Genomic DNA, 17,468 nt, shown 5'->3' with positions numbered 1-17,468 from the left:
TCTCAACTTACATTGAGTTTTCCAGCATGGCCTCGTAATCGGCAATAGATGCCAGCCGAGGGTTGGTTTTGTGGCAATGATCAGCCAGAGCGCCCGTGATGATCTTGTCGAACATTTCCTTTCGCACACCCATCTCAGCCAGCCCTTTGGGCAGGCCCAGGCGCGCATTCATGTCGTGAATCGCATCCTGGATATCGTTGGCTGAGCCCAGCCCCATGGCTTTGGCCATGCGCTCCAGTCGTCTGTCTTTCTGGATCGACTCGGTGCTTGCATTAAAGCCTATGACCGCAGGCAGGAACATGGCGTTCAGGGTGCCGTGGTGCAGGCGCGGGTCCACGCCGCCCAGGCTGTGGCTCAAACTGTGCACACAGCCCAAGCCCTTCTGGAATGCCATGGCGCCCTGCATCGATGCACTCATCAGGTTAAGGCGTGCTTCGCGGTCGCTTCCGTTGCGTGTGGCTCGTTCAATGTGCGCCCAGCCGCGCTCCAGGCCGTCGAGTGCAATGCCGTCTGCGGGCGGGTTGAACGCGGCAGACATAAAGGTTTCCATGCAATGCGCTATGGCATCCATACCTGTTGCCGCCGTCAATTTGGCAGGCAGCCCAAAGGTGAGTTCGGGATCGCAGATCGCTGTTTTTGGTACCAAATGCCATGAATGAAAACCCAGCTTGCGATGGTCATCCACGATGATGATGGCGCCACGTGCCACTTCGCTGCCGGTGCCGCTGGTGGTGGGCACGGCGATGAGCGGTGCGGTGCGCTCGGTGATTTTGGGCGATCCACCTTCAATCGTGGCGTAAGTCGTCAGGGGACCTTCGTGTGTGGCCGCAATCGCCACGCCCTTGGCGCAATCGATGGCTGAACCACCGCCTACGGCAATCAACCCGTCGCAGCTTCCGGCCTTGTACAACTCCGCCGCAGCACGCACGGCCGTTTCGGTCGGATTCGACGGTGTCTGGTCAAACACCGTGACCTTCAGCCCCGGCAAGGCATCCAGAGCCTTTTCCAAAATGCCGGCTGCCTTGACGCCTGGGTCCGTCACGATGAGGGGCCGCGTGATGCCGACACGTTCGCATTCCTGCTTAAGCAGCCTGATGGCGCCGAATTCAAACTGGACCTGGGTGATGTAATAAATAAAAGCCATGGCGTGCTGTTTTCCGCGTTGTACGATATTGGCGTGATTGCCCGAATCGAATGACACTACTTTAATGGCTCAAGACCCGAATGACCTGCAAGCAAACCCTCATGGTACGGATTAACCAACTGCGAAACGCCCGTGGTGGCCGGTACATGGAGCTCGATCTGGCGAGCAGGCTGATTGAACTGGTGTCCGGACTGGTTTCAGGCCGATAAATGAGAACGCCCCTGACACTGCTGACCCCCGCGATGCAGGATGTGCTCAGCCGAATGGCACGTGCGGGCCGCCCATCTCTTGAGACGCTGGCACCTGAGCAGGCCCGGGCGGCCTATGAAGCAGGCGCAGGCGTGCTGGAAATTCCCAAACCGGTGCTGCCGCACGTGAAAGACTTCCAGATACCGGCGCGGGACGGCCACCTCCTTGATGCACGGCTTTATGTGCCTGACGCGATATCGCCCATATCCAGCCCATCTGCCGGAAGCTTGCCTGTGCTGCTGTACTTTCACGGAGGCGGCTTCACGATTGGTAGCATCGCCACCCATGATGTGCTGTGCCGGCAGTTAAGTCACCTTTCAGGTTGCGCCGTCGTCTCGCTCGACTATCGTCTTGCGCCTGAACATAAATTCCCCACAGCAGCAAACGACGCCTGGGATGCCTTGCAATGGCTGGCGGCCCACGCGCCAGCACTGGGGCTGGATGGCGCGCGCATGGCGGTGGGCGGTGACAGCGCGGGCGGCACACTGGCTGCCATGTGCGCCATCCTGGCCAGGGATGCCGGGCTTGAGTTGATGTTGCAGCTGCTTTTTTACCCCGGCTGCGCAGCACACCAGAACACGGCCTCACATCAGAGGTTTGCACAGGGTTTTGTGCTCAGTGAAGCGCAAATCACGTGGTTTTTTAGTCAATACCTGCGCAGTCCTGCTGATCGCGATGACTGGCGTTTTGCACCGCTGAATGCGCCCGATGTGGATGGCGTGGCCCCGGTCTGGGTCGGGCTTGCAGAATGCGACCCGCTTGTGGATGAAGGCGTGATGTATGCCGACAAGCTGCGCGCCGCCGGCGCTACGGTCGATCTTGAAATTTACCGGGGGGTCACCCATGAATTCATCAAAATGGGGCGAGTGATACCCGAGGCGCGGCAGGCTCACTCAGACGCGGCGCGGGCCCTCCGTTTGGCTTTTAATCTTTAATCTGTTTTTAAACATGACCAGACAAGACTTTCGATTTTTTCACCCTCTGCGTGTGCGCTGGGCGGAGGTGGACATGCAGAAAATCGTGTTCAACGCGCATTACCTGATGTACTTTGACACGGCGATTACCGATTACTGGTGCGCGCTGGCACTGCCTTACGAGGAGGCCATGCAGCAACTTGGCGGCGACCTGTATGTCAAAAAGGCCAGTATTGAGTACCACGGTTCGGCGCATTTTGATGACCGGATCGATGTGGCGCTCAAGTGCACACGTATTGGCAATTCCTCCATGGTTTTTTCTGGCGCGATTTTCAGGGACGATGAGCGCCTGATCACCGGCGAACTGATTTATGTGTTTGCCGATCCGCTGACGCAAAAGGCCCAGTCCGTGCCGGATGCATTGCGCAATGTCCTGATGCGGTTTGAAGAGGGCGCATCCATGGGCAATATCCGTGTCGGCCCATGGGCAGAACTTGGGCCGGATGCGGCCAAAGTGCGCACGGAGGTGTTTGTTCAGGAGCAGGGCATTCCCATGGACATGGAATGGGACGAGGCGGACCATACGGCGCTGCATGCGGTGGCCTATAACGGTCTAGGGCAAGCAGTGGCTACCGGGCGCTTGCTGAACCACACACTTCGCGTCAGCAAAGTTGGACGTATGGCGGTCAATCGGGTGTTGCGTGGATCACACCTCGGGCGTGATATTTTGCACGCTTTGATGCAAGCCGCCCGGGATCGTGGTGATACCGAAATCGTGCTGCATGCGCAGCGCAGCGCCCAGGGCTTTTATGGGCGCGCGGGGTTTTCCCCAGTGGGGGAGCCGTTTGACGAGGTCGGCATCCCGCATATCGAAATGTCCAAACGACTTTAATCTGGCCGGCAGCACTCACTGCAAGGGCTTTGTCGCTTTTGCCAAGCAGCGACAATAGCGGGTCGCAATTCGCGTGGGACCCAAGTGTTCCCCAGGCACCAGAAAGACTATTTATCTCCATGGCCAAGAAAAAACGTATTAATCGCAACAGATCTGGCAATGTTGGCAATTTGGAAAATCAGGGCGTCACGGCGCCGTCAACCGCAGACATCCCTGGCGCTGTAAAGGCAAACAACGCCGCAATCGGTGCAAAAGGGCGAACTTCGGCAAAAGGTGCCCTTTCAGCATTGTTGCCTGCAGAGGTGGAGCGGGGTGACTGGACAGTTGTCATTCTGGCTTTCATGATGTTTTTGGCTCCCGCGATTGGTGTGCCCAACGAAGAAATGCTGCAGGACACCCTGAAGTCGATTGTGGTGTCGTTTGCGGCCCTCTCGGCCGGCTTGCTGTTCTTCTGGCAGCAGCGCAACCGGCGTGACGGCCTGCGCTGGCACGCACTGGTGTGGCTGCCACTTGCGCTGATGGCATATGCCTTGGGCAGCATGGTCTGGTCGCACACCTACCTGGGCGGTGTTGAAGCAATCCGCTGGTTCATTTTCAGCCTGATCCTCTGGTTGGGTATCAATACCTTGTCGCGTGCCCGCATTCCATATCTGATGGAGGGAATTCACTGGGGCGCGGTTATTGCTTCGTTGTGGACAGCCTTGCAATTCTGGATTGATTTCACTTATTTCCCGCAAGGGCCGAATCCAGCTTCGACTTTTGTGAATCGCAACTTCTTTGCGGAATTTGTAGTCTGCACCATTCCTTTTTCAGCCTATTTGCTGGCCCAGGCCAGAGGATCGGCGCGTATCACGCTGATGGCGTTCACGCTTGGGTTCAATATCGTTGCGTTGATGATGACCGGGACGCGGGGCGCTTTGGGTTCGATGTGGATTTTGCTTGGTGTTGTACTGCCTGTCACGGCGGTTCTTTACCGCAAGCAGTTCACTTTCATAAACTGGGATGCGGGGAAGCGGATTCTGGCCAGTGGTGTTCTGGTTGCGACTGTTGTCGGACTCGGTATTTTGAGTACCAACAATCCCAGATTGCTGAAAGATGCGGAAGTACTTGGAATTGGAACAAGTGCCTTTGACCGGGCCTTCAAAAGAACCGCTTCTATTTCTGCCGATGATGGCTCTTTAGGCATCCGCTTCATCATGTGGAAGGCCACAGCCCGAATTATCGAAAGCAAACCGTTAACAGGCGTAGGTGCTGGTGCGTGGGAGGCGATGCTGCCGCTTTACCAAACCGAAGGCTCCCAGCTTGAAACCGACTATTACGTACACAACGAAGTCCTTCAGTTGCTCGCGGAGTACGGTTTAACGGGTTTGCTTTTCCTGCTTGCCCTGATCGGTTACCTGTTGTTTGCAGCCTGGAAAACCATCCGGAACAGGTCACCCGAGGGACTGGCTGAAGCGCCCATGCGTGTTATTGCGCTGGCGAGCCTGCTGGCATTCCTGATTGTCAGCAACATCGGTTTTCCGTGGCGGCTTGCCAGTACCGGATGCCTGTTTGCCTTGAGCCTGGCCCTGCTTGGGGCCTCCGATGCAAGGCTTCAGATTCGAGGTCCGGCTGCGGCGATGCGCTTGCCCTGGAAACCTGCATATTCGCAAATCCTTGCAGTTGTCATGATGGCTTGCCTGGTTTTGGCGGCCTACATCAGCCAGCAAGCAGCGGCCGTGGAGCAAAAAATCGTCCGGGCCGTAAAAATGTCCCTGGGAATTTCCCAGTCGGGGGATTACAACAATCCGAAATGGGATAAGACGAAGAAGGAAATCCTGACGCTTACAAAAGACGCTGTTGCCATCAATACCCACTATCGCAAGATCACGCCAATGGTCGCCGATGAACTGGCCAAATGGGGGGACTGGAAAAATGCTGTCTGGGTGTGGGAGTCGGTTGTGGTGTCCAGGCCCTACGTGGTGGCCATCATGTCCAATATTGCCCGGGGCTATGCGCAAATGGGCAATAACGACAAGGCCATGGAGTTTTTGCTGCGTTGTGAAAAACTCCAGCCAAAGGCCGCTTCGGTGCGTTCCCTCAAGGTGATTTTGCTCAGTCGCATGGGCAAGGAGCCAGAGGCCGCCCTGCTTGCCAAGCAATACCTCGATGAAGGCACCTACGACTTTGACCTTGTCAATGCCGCCTATGTGTTGGGCATTCGAAAAGGGGACTATGACATGGCGATCAAGAGCCTGGAGTTCCGGGTCAAGAGTTGGCCAAACCTGCAGGCAGACTCATTCCTCAAGCTGGGCAATATTTATGCGGCCCAGAAAAAGGACGACGCCAAGGCGCTGGAATCATTCAAGGCGGCACTGAATGCAGCACCGGCTGCCGAGAAAGAGGCGATCCGCAAGCAGGTCCCCACGGCTTACCAGGCACGACTGTGATGTTTGCAGGATCTAGCGCACAACGCTTGTGCGTTGCCAGTGAAAAACCTGGCTGGCTCTAACGTTGCTTTGCTCCTGGGTAGCTTTGCCCTTCACGGGTTGAAGATGCGTTTTCTCTTCCACTCGCACTGTCCAGCGATGTTTGTCCTGCTGGTTTTCAGCTGCGCTGGCGACCAGCAGCGTGCTGCAGCGGGTTCCATAGGCGCGCTCGGGTGAGTCCACAAAAGCGCTAGATAAAGCTTGTTCCATCGCAACAGGCAGCCCGGTATCGGGCAGGTTCCCGGGATCCGCGCGATGGCGGCTGGCCAGGGCAGTCCATAAGGGCGTATCCATCGCGCCGGCCTCCTGTGAAGTAGCACCAGCCAATGCATCAGTCAGCGCCGCCTTCAGAGCAAGCGTCTTGGGCCAAGGCGTATCCAGCGCCGCATTGGACAGTCCATAAACCCCGGGGGCCAATGCCCGCGAATGCCATCCCGAGCGCTGAGGTCGATTTCCGGCGGCGCCACCCGGGCCGGAGTCAAAAGAACGATTGCTGAGCCAGGTCCAGCTGTCTGTGGACCAGTCTCCAACGACCAGGTTGAATCCCGCATACGCTGTGCTGTCTGTATGCGTCATGAACTGACTTGCATCCATGTCATTTTCGAGCCAGCGCATGACCAGTCCGCCGCGGGACCTTGGGGCGGGCGGCTGCGATAAAGCCGGCCGTTCCCGTACATTGGTCAGCAGGGCGATACGCCCACCCGGGGTCATGCCGAGCCAGGTCCCCCCGGCCCGCTCATCACGCCCTGAAATAATGGTGTGGCCCGATTCGCTTTGCCAACGTGCCAACGGCAAGGTCGGGCGGTCAAAAAATTCATCGCGGTTGGATGCGATCACCAGCGGCCAGCGCTCCGAGGCGTTGATGGCAAACGCGACAAGACACATGGAGTCGTTCCCCTGTTCCTGGTTTCGTAAAACTCAGATATCTTCGAGCAAGGGGTAGGGCAATGGCAGCAAAGTCAATGCCGGCCCATCGGCATGTCCCAAGGTGAGGCGTCCGTTGCCCGCATCGCTCGCCGCCGAGGTCTGCATGGACACAATCGCGTCAAATCCACCGGCCGGATTCGCTGCGCTGGCGGCGACAAGGCCGCAAGGCTGCTCGGCGTCATGGGTGTGGAAAACCTCTTGCCCGACAACGGGCTCAGCAGCGCCCTGCACCAGGTAGGCGCGGCGCTTGAGCGTGCCGCGAAACTGGCTCCGCGCAACGACCTCCTGGCCGGGGTAACAACCTTTTTTGAAGTTGACGCCGCCCACGGATTCGTAGTTAAGCATCTGGGGTACAAAAGCTTCAAATAGGGGCTGGGTGATCATGGCGATGCCTGATTGCACCTCCAGCCAGGCCCAAACACCGGGCGGCAGTGCCGCCGCTTCGGCTTCGGGCGCTGCTGTGTCGGCTGGCGCACACCACAAGGCGCGTGCCTGGCCTGCCCCGGGATACAAAAATACCAGGTTTGCGGCACCGATATCCTGCTTGGCCCATGGTGCCTGGACGGATCCAGCTATTGATTCAATAGCACTTCCAGTGAGGCCAAACAGCGAAAAATCCGCACTTGCGTCCGTCAATTTGGCCTTGGCCCGCAGCACAAACATCGACAGCCGCTTGAGCGTTTGCGCCAGGATGTCACGGCTGCAGACCATGAGTATTTCTTCGTCACTGCGTTTGAACACCACAAAACTCGCCCGCATGCGGCCCTTGGCATTGCAGAACGCAGCCAGACGGGCTTCCGTCAGGCTCATCAATGCAACATCCTGTGTCAGCTGGCCCTGCAGGAACTTGACAGCCTCCTCGCCAGCCACACGAATCACGCCCAGATGAGCCAGTTCTGTTACGCCGGATAGCACGGGCAGCGAAGGGTTTGCGCCTGGCTGCACGGCCGGTTTATCTTGTGTGGGTGTATGCATGGGCTGAATTATCATAGGCTTGTGGTTTTTGCCCGCACCGGGCTGGAAGTAGCTGGAAAGGTAGTTGGGTTTTGCGTCGCATTTTTACAAGCTTGTTGGTACTGCTTTTGCTCGTGTCCGGTGCCGCCGCCTGGTGGCTGCACGAGCCCATGCCCCTGAAGCTGCAGCCCGGCGCGCAAGTGGTAGACCTTGAGATTGAACCCGGCACCCGGGCCAATACAGTAGCCGAAGTGGTTGTGGCCAGTGGTGCGGACGTGCCCACCCTGCTGTTGCAATTGTGGTTTCGTTTATCCGGCCAGGCCCGGCAGATCAAGGCCGGGAGCTACGAAATCGTACCAGGCACGACGCCGCGCAAACTGCTGAGCATGCTGGTCCGTGGCGAGGAAACCCTGAAAAATGTCACCCTTGTGGAGGGCTGGAACTTTAACCAGGTCCGTGCAGCACTACAAAAAGCAGAGCAGCTGGTGCCCGATACACAAGGATTAAGCCCTGAAACCATTATGGAAAAGCTGGGCAGGCCAGGCATTCACCCTGAAGGCAGGTTTTTTCCTGACACCTATACCTATGCCAAAGGCGCGAGTGATGTCGCGGTGCTCAAGCGGGCCGCCAGGGCAATGGACAAACGGGTCGAGGCCGCCTGGGCACTGCGCAGCCCTGATACGCCGCTGAAAACCCCGGAGCAGGCCTTGATCCTGGCCAGCATTGTGGAAAAAGAAACCGGGAAAGCGTCCGACAGGGCGCAGATTGCCGGCGTTTTTATCAACCGGCTTCGTATAGGCATGCCCTTGCAAACCGACCCTACCGTGATTTACGGCCTTGGCGACAAGTTTGACGGCAATTTGCGCAAGCGCGACCTGCAAACCGATACCACCTACAACACCTACACGCGTGCTGGCCTGCCCCCCACGCCCATTGCAATGCCTGGCAAAGCTGCATTGCTCGCCGCAGTGCAGCCAGCACCAACCAAGGCCCTGTATTTTGTGGCCCGCGGCGATGGCAGCAGCCAGTTCAGCAGCAACCTTGACGAGCACAACCGCGCCGTCAACAAATACATCAGAGGTCAATAGATATGGCCCCCACGCTGGTCGCTTCGCGTACTGCGCTGCCCTCCTTGGGGGCTGTTTCGCCTAGGGGCGGCCTGTCGGCGAATTTGGCCCCCACGTTCGTCGCCTCACATACTCCGCTGCCTCCCGAGGGGGCTGACCTTGCTCGGGGCGGCGCTTCGCTGCGATCGTCTTCGCTAGAAGGCCTGTTTATCAGTTTTGAAGGCATAGACGGCGCCGGCAAATCCACACACATCGCTGCGCTGGCCGATGCCTTCAGGCTTGCAGGCCGTACCGTGACCCTGACCCGTGAGCCCGGTGGCACGCCGCTGGCAGAAAAGCTGCGCGCCCTGGTGTTGAACGATGCCATGGATCCCCTGACTGAGTCCCTTCTGATTTTTGCGGCACGACGTGACCATCTGGTGAGCGTCATTGCGCCGGCGCTGGATCGGTGTGAAGTGGTTTTGTGCGACCGCTTTACCGATGCAACATTTGCCTACCAGGGCGGTGGCCGGGGATTTAAGCTGGATGTCCTGCGGACGCTTGAAACGTGGGTGCAGGGCGAAAACTCCCGTCAATCGAAAGAAAGCAGCGAAACCCTGTTGCAGCCCCATCTCACCGTCTGGTTCGACCTGTCCCCTGAAGAGGCCGCACAGCGGCTGGCCGGGGCGCGTCTTCCGGACAAGTTCGAGGCTCAACCAGTCGAGTTTTTCCGCCGCGTCGCCGGTGGTTATGAGGACCGCCTTCAGGCCGATCCGCAGCGTTTTGCGCGAATTGACGCATCGCAAACCCGTGAAGCCGTCTGGAACGATGTCAAGCAGGTCTTTATCTCCAAAGGCTGGCTTTCATGAGTACACCATCCCTTGCCCCCTGGCTGAAAACCCAGCTCAAAAGCCTGCTGAGCCAGCGCGGCCACGCCTGGCTGTTGAGCGGCCCCTCTGGTCTCGGCCAGTTTGAGCTGGCGCTGGAGCTCGCCAGAACATGGTTGTGCGAGGCCCCTACGCCCGACGGCGCCTGCGGTGTGTGCGGCAGTTGCCATGCGGTGGAAGTGCATACCCATGCCGACCTGTGCATGCTGCTGCCGGAAACCCTGTCCATTGAGTTGGGCTGGCCACTGGACGAAAAGACCCAGGACGACCTTGACAGCAAAAAGCGCAAACCCAGCAAGGAAATCAAGGTTGATGCCGCACGTGAAGCGGTGTCATTTACCCAGTTCACCCGCTCCCGCGGCACGACCAAAGTGGTGCTGGTTTTCCCGGCCGAGCGGATGAATGGCATCACCGCCAACACCTTGCTCAAGACACTTGAAGAACCGCCCGGCGCGGTCAAGTTCATCCTTGCCACGGAGGCCGCGCACCAGTTGCTGCCGACCATACGCAGTCGTTGCCTCGGGCACACCATGCACTGGCCGGATTTTGAGGAAGGACTGGCCTGGCTGCAGGCCATGAGCAGCCCAAGGGCAGGCGAGGGCAGCGATAAAAAAGCCCTCAAACCGCCTTCGGAACAAGACCTCAAAACCTTGCTGGTCGCCGCAGGTGGACGCCCTGCCGATGCGCTGGCATGGATACAAAACAACCAGGCCGGCCACATCGCCCAAAGCTGGCAGGCCCTGCCCAAAGCCATGGCCCGCGGTGACGTGACCGTGTTGGCTGACTGGGCGCCCGCGCAAGCCGTGGATGCCCTGCAAAAGCTTTGCCACGATGTATGGGCTGTAAAGGCTGGCGCGCAGCCCCGGTTTTTCAGCCTTGAAGACCTGCCGCCAACTGCCAGCGCCAAAACGGGCATGTACGCACTGGCCACCTGGGCTAAAGAATTGGCGCTGACGGCCCGCACCGTGGAGCATCCCTACAACCCGGGATTGATGCTTGAGTCGCTGGCCAGCCGGGCCAAACTCGCCCTGACATCCAGGTAAGTCCTCAAAAAGAGGCTTTAAATGCAGGCAGCCCGGCATCGCAACCGATAAACTAGAGCCATGAGCACAACGCCCCCCGCAAGTTCACCCGCCACTCCAGGCGCAGCCGCCCGGCCCAGTGTTGTGCAATTGGCAATCAAGGAAAAAGCGGCACTGTATGCGGCTTATATCCCGCTGTTCAAAGAGGGCGGGGTGTTTATCCCGACTTCCCGCGAATACCAGCTTGGCGCTGATGTGTATGTGCTGTTGACGCTGCCGGAAGACACGCAGCGCTACCCGGTGGCTGGCAAGGTCGCATGGGTCACGCCCGCCCGGGCCGCAGGCAACCGCACCCAGGGTGTCGGTGTGCGTTTCCCCAGTGATGAGAAATCGCGTTTGCTCAAACTGAAGATAGAAGAAATACTTGGTGCCCATCTGGCATCAGACCGGCCGACGCAGACCATTTAGCCGTTGCTGCGGCAACGCGGCTGCCCGCCAATATTTACTATTCTTTTTATAGCTGGCTGCGCTCATTTCTATTGGGCTACAGCCACTTTTCATATTTGATTTACCCGCTTAGGCCAGCCTTTTGATGTTCACCGACTCCCACTGCCACCTGAGCTTTCCGGAGCTCAAGGCCCAGTTGCCCCAGATACGCCAGGCCATGAGTGATGCCAGGGTCGATCGGGCCCTGTGTATTTGCACCACCCTGGAAGAGTTTGAGGACGTCCACGCGCTGGCCACGGCCTATGACAACTTCTGGTCCAGTGTTGGTGTGCATCCCGACAATGAAGGCGTGACGGAACCCAGCGTTGAAGACCTGGTACGCCGCTCGGCCTTGCCCAAAGTCGTCGGCATAGGTGAAACCGGGCTGGACTACTACCGCCTTGGCGAGCGCAGCATCACCGACATGGAATGGCAGCGTGAACGTTTCCGGGTGCATATCCGTGCGGCCCGCCAGGTCGGCAAACCGCTGATCATCCACACCCGCAGCGCTTCCGACGATACCCTGGCGATTTTGAAGGAAGAGGGTGAGGGCGCCGATGCCGCAGGCCGTGCCGGCGGTGTTTTTCACTGCTTTACCGAAAGCCAGGCCGTGGCCCGCGCAGCACTCGACCTTGGCTTCTACATCTCTTTTTCAGGCATTCTGACCTTCAAAACTGCAGCTGATTTGCGGGAAGTCGCCCAGTTTGTGCCCATGGACCGCATCCTGATAGAGACTGACAGCCCTTACCTGGCGCCCGTCCCTTATCGGGGGAAAACCAATAACCCGTCTTATGTGCCCTACGTCGCCAAGCTGATCGCAGAGCTAAAACAGGCAAGCCTTGAAACCATTGCCAGCGCCACGAGTCTCAACTTTGAGCGGCTTTTCAAGGGTGTCAAGGCATGAATAATATCTTTAGAAATTACTTTAAATATCCTATATACCTATTTGTTTTAATTGGATTAAATATCTCATTTGCAGGTTCTTATGACGACTTTTTTCGTGCGATAAGGATGGACGATGCGGCCGAGGTGCGGCAACTTCTGGCGCGAGGTTTTGACCCGAACACCCTGGATCCGCAAGGTCAGCACGGCCTGCTTATCGCCATCAAGGAGCCATCGCCCAAAGTCGCAAAAGCGCTGGTAGATGCGCCCAACATAAACCTGAACATATTGAATAGGCAGGGCGAAAGTCCGCTCATGCTCGCAGCCTTGAAAGGCCAGCTGGATCTGGCCAGCCAAATGGTCGAAAAAGGTGCTGATGTCAATAAAACCGGCTGGACCCCACTGCATTACGCGGCCAGCAACAGCAATTTGCCCCTGATCAAGCTGCTGCTTGAAAACAGTGCCTACATAGATGCGGAATCGCCCAACGGCACCACGCCGTTGATGATGGCCAGCATGTATGGTTCAGCTGGGGGTCGTCTCAGAAAACGGAAAATAAAGCACGCTAAGGCATAACCGAACCCGTCAGGTTTGCTCCGCCCTGTAGCGACGCGATCAGCGGACACGAAACATTCCCTTGCCGCGCATGGCAGGCGCACACCAACTCAGACAGCACGGCCTCCATGCGCGCCAGGTCAGCCATTTTCTCGCGCACGTCCTGAAGCTTGTGCTCGGCCAGGCTGCTGGCTTCCTCGCAGTGGGTGCCGTCGTCGAGCCGCAACAGCTCGGCAATCTCGTCCAGGCTGAAGCCCAGCCGCTGGGCTGATTTCACGAACCGCACCCGCGTTACATCGGCCTCGCCATAGCGGCGGATGCTGCCGTAAGGCTTGTCCGGCTCCAGCAGCAAGCCCTTGCGCTGATAGAAGCGGATGGTCTCCACGTTGACCCCGGCCGCCTTGGCAAAAACGCCAATGGTCAGATTCTCAGAAATATTTTGCATGTCGCTTGACTCCGTACATGAGTACGGAAGTAAGGTTACGCTATCCCATTCCAATTCGAAAGGACAAACGCATGTCTGAACCACAAACCGGGCGCGGCGCGCTCTTCGCCGGCGGGCTGGCCGCCATCCTCGCCTCCGCTTGCTGCCTCGGGCCGCTGGTTCTGATCGCCTTGGGGTTCAGCGGCGCTTGGATCGGCAACTTGACGGTGCTGGAACCCTATCGCCCCATCTTTATCGGTGCGGCGCTGGTGGCGCTGCTCTTCGCCTGGCGGCGCATCTACCGCCCTGCGCAAGCCTGCAAACCGGGTGAGGTCTGCGCGATTCCCCAAGTGAGAGCTACTTACAAGCTCATTTTCTGGGTCGTGGCCGTGCTGGTTCTGGTCGCGCTCGGATTTCCCTATGTCATGCCATTTTTCTACTGATCGGAGTTCACCATGAAGAAACTGTTTGCCTCCCTCGCCCTCGCCGCCGTTTTTGCCCCCGTGTGGGCCGCCACCCAGACCGTCACGCTGTCCGTACCGGGCATGACCTGCTCCGCCTGCCCGATCACCGTCAAGAAGGCGATTTCCAAGGTCGAAGGCGTCAGCAAGGTTGACGTGACCTTCGAGACACGCGAAGCGGTTGTCACCTTCGATGATGCCAAGACCAGCGTGCAGAAGCTGACCAAGGCAACCGGAGACGCCGGCTATCCGTCCAGCGTCAAGCAGTGAGCCACTGAACCCGAATCTGGGGCGATCATGGGACTGATCACACGCATTGCCGACAAGGCTGGCGCGCTTGGCAGCGTTGTTTCCGCGATGGGCTGCGCCGCCTGTTTTCCGGCGATCGCCAGCTTGGGTGCGGCCATCGGCCTGGGCTTTCTACAGGAATACGAAGGGTTGTTCATTTCTACGCTGCTGCCGCTGTTCGCCGTCGTCGCTTTGCTGGCGAACGCACTGGGCTGGCTGAGTCATCGGCAATGGCACCGCAGCCTGCTCGGCATGATCGGGCCAGCCATCGTGTTCGCCGGAACCGTCTGGTTGCTTGGCAACTGGTGGACAGCCCGCCTCGTATACACCGGCCTAGCCCTGATGATCGGCGTGTCGATCTGGGATTTCGTGTCGCCAGCGCATCGCCGTTGCGGCCCGGACGGCTGCGAACTCCCAACAAAACACGGCTGACGGCATGAGCCAGCGTCCAACACAGAAAAGGAACGATGAATGACCACCCTCAAAATCACCGGCATGACTTGCGACTCGTGCGCAGTGCATGTCAAGGAAGCCCTGGAGAAAGTCCCCGGCGTGCAGTCGGCGGATGTCTCCTATACCAAGGGCAGCGCCAAGCTCGCCGTCGAGGCCGACACATCGCCGGACGCGTTGACTGCCGCCGTGGCCGGACTCGGTTATCGGGCCACGCTCGCCGACGCGCCCGTGCCTCCGGTCGGCGGCGGCTTGCTCGTCAAGATGCGCGAATGGCTAGGTAGCGGCGACAAGGCTGGTGGTGACGGTGGCGGATTGCATATTGCCGTTATCGGCAGCGGCGGGGCCGCGATGGCGGCGGCGCTGAAGGCCGTCGAGCAAGGCGCGCACGTCACGCTGATCGAGCGCGGCACCATCGGCGGCACCTGCGTCAATGTCGGGTGTGTGCCGTCCAAGATCATGATCCGCGCCGCCCACATCGCCCATCTGCGCCGCGAAAGCCCGTTCGATGGCGGTATGCCGCCTGCTCCGCCGACGATCTTGCGCGAGCGGCTGCTGGCCCAGCAGCAGGCGCGCGTCAATGAACTGCGCCACGCCAAATACGAAGGCATCCTGGATGACAATCCCGCCATCTCCGTGCTGCACGGCGAAGCCCGTTTTAGGGGCGGCCACAGCCTGACCGTGCAGCTCGATGGCGGCGGCGAGCGTGTGGTGACTTTCGACCGTTGCCTGATCGCCACCGGCGCGAGTCCGGCCGTGCCGCCGATCCCCGGCCTGAAAGACACACCCTACTGGACTTCCACCGAAGCGCTGGTCAGCGACACCATTCCCGAACGCCTTGCCGTGATCGGCTCGTCGGTGGTCGCGTTGGAACTGGCGCAAGCCTTTGCCCGGCTGGGCAGCAAAGTGACGATCCTGGCGCGCAGCACCTTGTTCTTCCGGGAAGACCCGGCCATCGGCGAGGCAGTGACAGCCGCTTTCCGTGCCGAGGGCATCGAGGTGCTGGAGCACACGCAAGCCAGCCAGGTCGCCCATGTGGACGGCGAATTCGTGCTGACTACCGGACACGGTGAATTGCGCGCCGACAAACTGCTGATCGCCACCGGTCGGGCACCGAACACACGCAGCCTGGCGCTGGACGCGGCAGGCGTCGCGCTCAACCCGCAAGGCGCTATCGTCATCGACGCCGGTATGCGGACCAGCACGCCGGACATCTACGCGGCCGGCGACTGCACCGACCAGCCGCAGTTCGTCTATGTGGCGGCAGCGGCCGGCACCCGTGCCGCGATCAACATGACCGGCGGCAATGCAGCCCTGGACCTGACCGCAATGCCGGCCGTGGTGTTCACCGATCCGCAAGTGGCGACCGTGGGCTACAGCGAGGCGGAAGCGCATCACGACGGGATCGAGACCGATAGCCGCACATTGACCTTGGACAACGTGCCGCGTGCGCTCGCCAACTTCGACATGCGCGGCTTCATCAAGCTGGTGGCCGATGCCGGCAGTGGGCGCTTGATCGGTGTGCAGGCGGTCGCGCCGGAGGCCGGCGAACTGATCCAGACGGCCGCCTTGGCGATCCGCAACCGCATGACGGTGCAAGAACTGGCCGATCAGTTGTTTCCCTACCTGACGATGGTCGAAGGCTTGAAGCTCGCGGCGCAGACCTTCAACAAGGACGTGAAGCAGCTTTCCTGCTGCGCCGGGTGAGAAAAAGGAGGTGTTCGATGAACGCCTACACGGTGTCGCGGCTTGCCCTTAATGCCGGGGTGAGCGTGCATATCGTGCGCGACTACCTGCTGCGCGGACTACTGCGGCCGGTGGCGTGCACCCCGGGCGGCTACGGCCTGTTCGACGATGCGGCCTTGCAACGGCTGTGCTTCGTGCGGGCTGCCTTCGAGGCCGGCATCGGCCTCGACGCGCTGGCGCGGCTGTGCCGGGCACTGGATGCTGCGGACGGCGACGAAGCGGCCGCGCAGCTTGCCGTGCTGCGTAATTTCGTCGAACGCCGGCGTGAAGCGCTGGCCGATCTGGAAGTGCAGTTGGCCACTATGCCGACCGAGCCGGCACAGCACGCGGAGAGTCTGCCATGAACAGCCCCGAGAGCTTGCCGACCGAGACACACAAGCCGTTCACCGGCTACCTGTGGGGCGCGCTGGCCGTGCTTACCTGTCCCTGCCATTTGCCGATTCTTGCCGTTGTGCTGGCCGGCACGACCGCCGGTGCCTTCATCGGCGAGCACTGGGGCGTCGCAGCGATGGCGCTGACCGGCTTGTTCGTCCTATCCGTGACGCGGCTTTTGCGGGTCTTCAAGGAAAGATCATGAGCACATCACTGCCCGCCGGATGGACGGCGACCGAGTTGGCGCATGCGGTTGTGCGCGGGCAGCTTGAGCTGCACTACCAGCCGATTGTCGATTTGCGCAGTGACCAGATTGTCGGCGCGGAAGCCCTGTTGCGCTGGCGTCATCCGACACTCGGAATGTTGCCGCCGGGCCAGTTCCTGCCCCTGGTCGAATCGTCCGGCCTGATGCCGGAAATCGGCGCTTGGGTGCTGAGCGAAGCTTGCCGCCAGATGCAGCGTTGGCTGTCATTGAATTGGCAACCGTTCCGGCTGGCCGTCAATGTTTCGGCGAGCCAGGTGGGACCGGACTTCGACGGGTGGGTAAAGGGCGTGCTGGCTGATGCGGAGTTGCCCACCGAGTATCTTGAAATCGAACTGACCGAATCGGTTGCGTTCGGTAATCCTGCGATCTTCCCCGCTCTGGAAGCCTTGCGACAGATCGGTGTGCGCTTCGCCGCCGACGACTTCGGGACGGGTTATTCCTGTCTGCAACATCTGAAGTGCTGCCCAATCAGCACGCTCAAGATCGACCAATCGTTTGTCGCCGGACTCGCCAACGACCACCGCGACCAGACTATCGTGCACACCGTGATTCAGCTTGCGCACGGGCTGGGCATGGATGTGGTGGCCGAAGGCGTGGAAACATCGGCAAGTCTTGATCTGTTGCGACAAGCGAACTGCGACACAGGACAAGGCTTCCTGTTCGCCAAGCCGATGCCGGCGGCGGCATTCGCCGCCTTTGTCAGTCAATGGAGGGGCGCCACCATGAATACAAATGATCCGACCGCCACCAGTTGCTGCGTGTGCTGCAAGGAAATCCCGCTCGATGCCGCCTTCACACCGGAAGGTGCGGAGTACGTCGAGCACTTCTGCGGGCTGGAGTGTTATCAACGCTTCCAGGCGCGGGCCAGCAACGCGACCGAAACGAGCGCCGAACTGAACGCTTGCGGTTCGCCGCCGTCAGGTTGAAGCATACCCTAACCGGATGTCAGGGTAGACTGCCTCACAACGTCAGAATAGAGTCGGTTGTGTTATTTATTGACACTAGCTGAAAAAGGTCATAGATTTCTTCCTGACAT

At 59.5% G+C, this 17,468-nt stretch carries 20 protein-coding genes; 16 read left to right on the top strand and 4 right to left on the bottom strand.

Features of this window, described 5'->3' with window-relative positions; genetic code table 11:
- Positions 1 to 7: 7 nt before the first annotated feature.
- Positions 8 to 1,144: an iron-containing alcohol dehydrogenase gene (locus ACFQND_RS07145; RefSeq protein ID WP_371436057.1), complete on the bottom strand. Its 1,137-nt coding sequence runs from the start codon at positions 1,142 to 1,144 to the stop codon at positions 8 to 10.
- A gap of 209 nt (positions 1,145 to 1,353) precedes the next feature.
- On the opposite strand from ACFQND_RS07145, the gene ACFQND_RS07140 reads away from it, so the two are divergent.
- The 3 genes from ACFQND_RS07140 (at position 1,354) to ACFQND_RS07130 (ending at position 5,628) form a co-directional block, all read left to right on the top strand.
- Positions 1,354 to 2,328 carry an alpha/beta hydrolase gene (locus tag ACFQND_RS07140; RefSeq protein WP_371436058.1) on the top strand — a complete coding sequence of 325 codons (975 nt, stop codon included), beginning with the start codon at positions 1,354 to 1,356 and terminating at the stop codon, positions 2,326 to 2,328.
- 13 nt (positions 2,329 to 2,341) lie between these two features.
- Positions 2,342 to 3,199 (top strand): YbgC/FadM family acyl-CoA thioesterase, encoded by an 858-nt coding sequence (locus ACFQND_RS07135; RefSeq protein ID WP_371436059.1) that lies wholly within the window; start codon positions 2,342 to 2,344, stop codon positions 3,197 to 3,199.
- Positions 3,200 to 3,318: 119 nt separating this feature from the next.
- Positions 3,319 to 5,628 carry an O-antigen ligase family protein gene (locus ACFQND_RS07130; RefSeq protein ID WP_377412745.1) on the top strand — a complete coding sequence of 770 codons (2,310 nt, stop codon included), beginning with the start codon at positions 3,319 to 3,321 and terminating at the stop codon, positions 5,626 to 5,628.
- Positions 5,629 to 5,640: 12 nt separating this feature from the next.
- On the opposite strand, the gene ACFQND_RS07125 is transcribed toward ACFQND_RS07130, so the two are convergent.
- Complete coding sequence (locus ACFQND_RS07125) at positions 5,641 to 6,552, bottom strand: NRDE family protein (RefSeq protein WP_371436061.1); 912 nt, start codon at positions 6,550 to 6,552, stop codon at positions 5,641 to 5,643.
- Between the two features lie 33 nt (positions 6,553 to 6,585).
- A complete protein-coding gene (gene ygfZ, locus ACFQND_RS07120; RefSeq protein WP_371436062.1) occupies positions 6,586 to 7,569 on the bottom strand; it encodes a CAF17-like 4Fe-4S cluster assembly/insertion protein YgfZ in 984 nt (327 codons plus the stop codon).
- Positions 7,570 to 7,640: 71 nt separating this feature from the next.
- Between ygfZ and mltG the strand changes: the two genes are divergently transcribed.
- The 6 genes from mltG to ACFQND_RS07090 all read left to right on the top strand — a co-directional run bounded on the left by mltG (position 7,641) and on the right by ACFQND_RS07090 (position 12,447).
- The gene (mltG, locus tag ACFQND_RS07115; protein ID WP_371436063.1) at positions 7,641 to 8,636 is read left to right on the top strand and encodes an endolytic transglycosylase MltG; all 996 of its coding nucleotides are present in this window, start codon (positions 7,641 to 7,643) and stop codon (positions 8,634 to 8,636) included.
- A 158-nt stretch (positions 8,637 to 8,794) separates the two neighbouring features.
- The gene (tmk, locus tag ACFQND_RS07110; RefSeq protein WP_371436113.1) at positions 8,795 to 9,463 is read left to right on the top strand and encodes a dTMP kinase; all 669 of its coding nucleotides are present in this window, start codon (positions 8,795 to 8,797) and stop codon (positions 9,461 to 9,463) included.
- A complete protein-coding gene (locus tag ACFQND_RS07105; protein WP_371436064.1) occupies positions 9,460 to 10,524 on the top strand; it encodes a DNA polymerase III subunit delta' in 1,065 nt (354 codons plus the stop codon). The genes tmk and ACFQND_RS07105 overlap by 4 nt, the downstream gene beginning before the upstream one ends.
- 60 nt (positions 10,525 to 10,584) lie before the next feature.
- On the top strand, positions 10,585 to 10,971 hold the full coding sequence (locus ACFQND_RS07100) for a PilZ domain-containing protein (protein ID WP_371436065.1): 387 nt from the start codon (positions 10,585 to 10,587) through the stop codon (positions 10,969 to 10,971).
- Between the two features lie 124 nt (positions 10,972 to 11,095).
- Positions 11,096 to 11,893 (top strand): TatD family hydrolase, encoded by a 798-nt coding sequence (locus tag ACFQND_RS07095; RefSeq protein WP_371436066.1) that lies wholly within the window; start codon positions 11,096 to 11,098, stop codon positions 11,891 to 11,893.
- Positions 11,890 to 12,447, top strand: a complete 558-nt coding sequence (locus tag ACFQND_RS07090) for an ankyrin repeat domain-containing protein (protein WP_377412737.1) — start codon at positions 11,890 to 11,892, stop codon at positions 12,445 to 12,447. Before ACFQND_RS07095 ends, ACFQND_RS07090 begins: the two co-directional genes overlap by 4 nt.
- On the opposite strand, the gene merR is transcribed toward ACFQND_RS07090, so the two are convergent.
- Entirely contained in the window at positions 12,437 to 12,871 is a 435-nt protein-coding gene (gene merR / locus ACFQND_RS07085; RefSeq protein WP_316851963.1) for an Hg(II)-responsive transcriptional regulator, read from the bottom strand. The genes ACFQND_RS07090 and merR overlap by 11 nt on opposite strands.
- A gap of 71 nt (positions 12,872 to 12,942) precedes the next feature.
- On the opposite strand from merR, the gene merT reads away from it, so the two are divergent.
- From merT to ACFQND_RS07050, 7 genes are read left to right on the top strand one after another with little or no spacing between them, the layout of a single operon-like run.
- Positions 12,943 to 13,293: a mercuric ion transporter MerT gene (merT, locus tag ACFQND_RS07080; RefSeq protein ID WP_316851964.1), complete on the top strand. Its 351-nt coding sequence runs from the start codon at positions 12,943 to 12,945 to the stop codon at positions 13,291 to 13,293.
- A gap of 12 nt (positions 13,294 to 13,305) precedes the next feature.
- Positions 13,306 to 13,581, top strand: a complete 276-nt coding sequence (merP, locus tag ACFQND_RS07075; RefSeq protein ID WP_316851965.1) for a mercury resistance system periplasmic binding protein MerP — start codon at positions 13,306 to 13,308, stop codon at positions 13,579 to 13,581.
- A 27-nt stretch (positions 13,582 to 13,608) separates the two neighbouring features.
- On the top strand, positions 13,609 to 14,031 hold the full coding sequence (gene merC, locus ACFQND_RS07070; protein ID WP_316851966.1) for an organomercurial transporter MerC: 423 nt from the start codon (positions 13,609 to 13,611) through the stop codon (positions 14,029 to 14,031).
- Positions 14,032 to 14,070: 39 nt separating this feature from the next.
- Complete coding sequence (gene merA / locus ACFQND_RS07065; protein ID WP_316851967.1) at positions 14,071 to 15,756, top strand: mercury(II) reductase; 1,686 nt, start codon at positions 14,071 to 14,073, stop codon at positions 15,754 to 15,756.
- A gap of 17 nt (positions 15,757 to 15,773) precedes the next feature.
- Positions 15,774 to 16,139 carry a mercury resistance co-regulator MerD gene (gene merD / locus ACFQND_RS07060; protein WP_316851968.1) on the top strand — a complete coding sequence of 122 codons (366 nt, stop codon included), beginning with the start codon at positions 15,774 to 15,776 and terminating at the stop codon, positions 16,137 to 16,139.
- Positions 16,136 to 16,372 (top strand): broad-spectrum mercury transporter MerE, encoded by a 237-nt coding sequence (gene merE / locus ACFQND_RS07055; RefSeq protein ID WP_316851969.1) that lies wholly within the window; start codon positions 16,136 to 16,138, stop codon positions 16,370 to 16,372. The genes merD and merE overlap by 4 nt, the downstream gene beginning before the upstream one ends.
- Complete coding sequence (locus ACFQND_RS07050; RefSeq protein ID WP_345785313.1) at positions 16,369 to 17,358, top strand: DUF3330 domain-containing protein; 990 nt, start codon at positions 16,369 to 16,371, stop codon at positions 17,356 to 17,358. Before merE ends, ACFQND_RS07050 begins: the two co-directional genes overlap by 4 nt.
- Positions 17,359 to 17,468: the final 110 nt, after the last annotated feature.

The organism is Polaromonas aquatica (assembly GCF_042659145.1).
In the GTDB taxonomy this organism is placed as follows: Bacteria; Pseudomonadota; Gammaproteobacteria; order Burkholderiales; family Burkholderiaceae_C; genus Polaromonas; species Polaromonas aquatica.
Note: the sequence above shows the minus strand (reverse complement) of the source record. Positions and strands in the feature narration are given on the sequence as shown.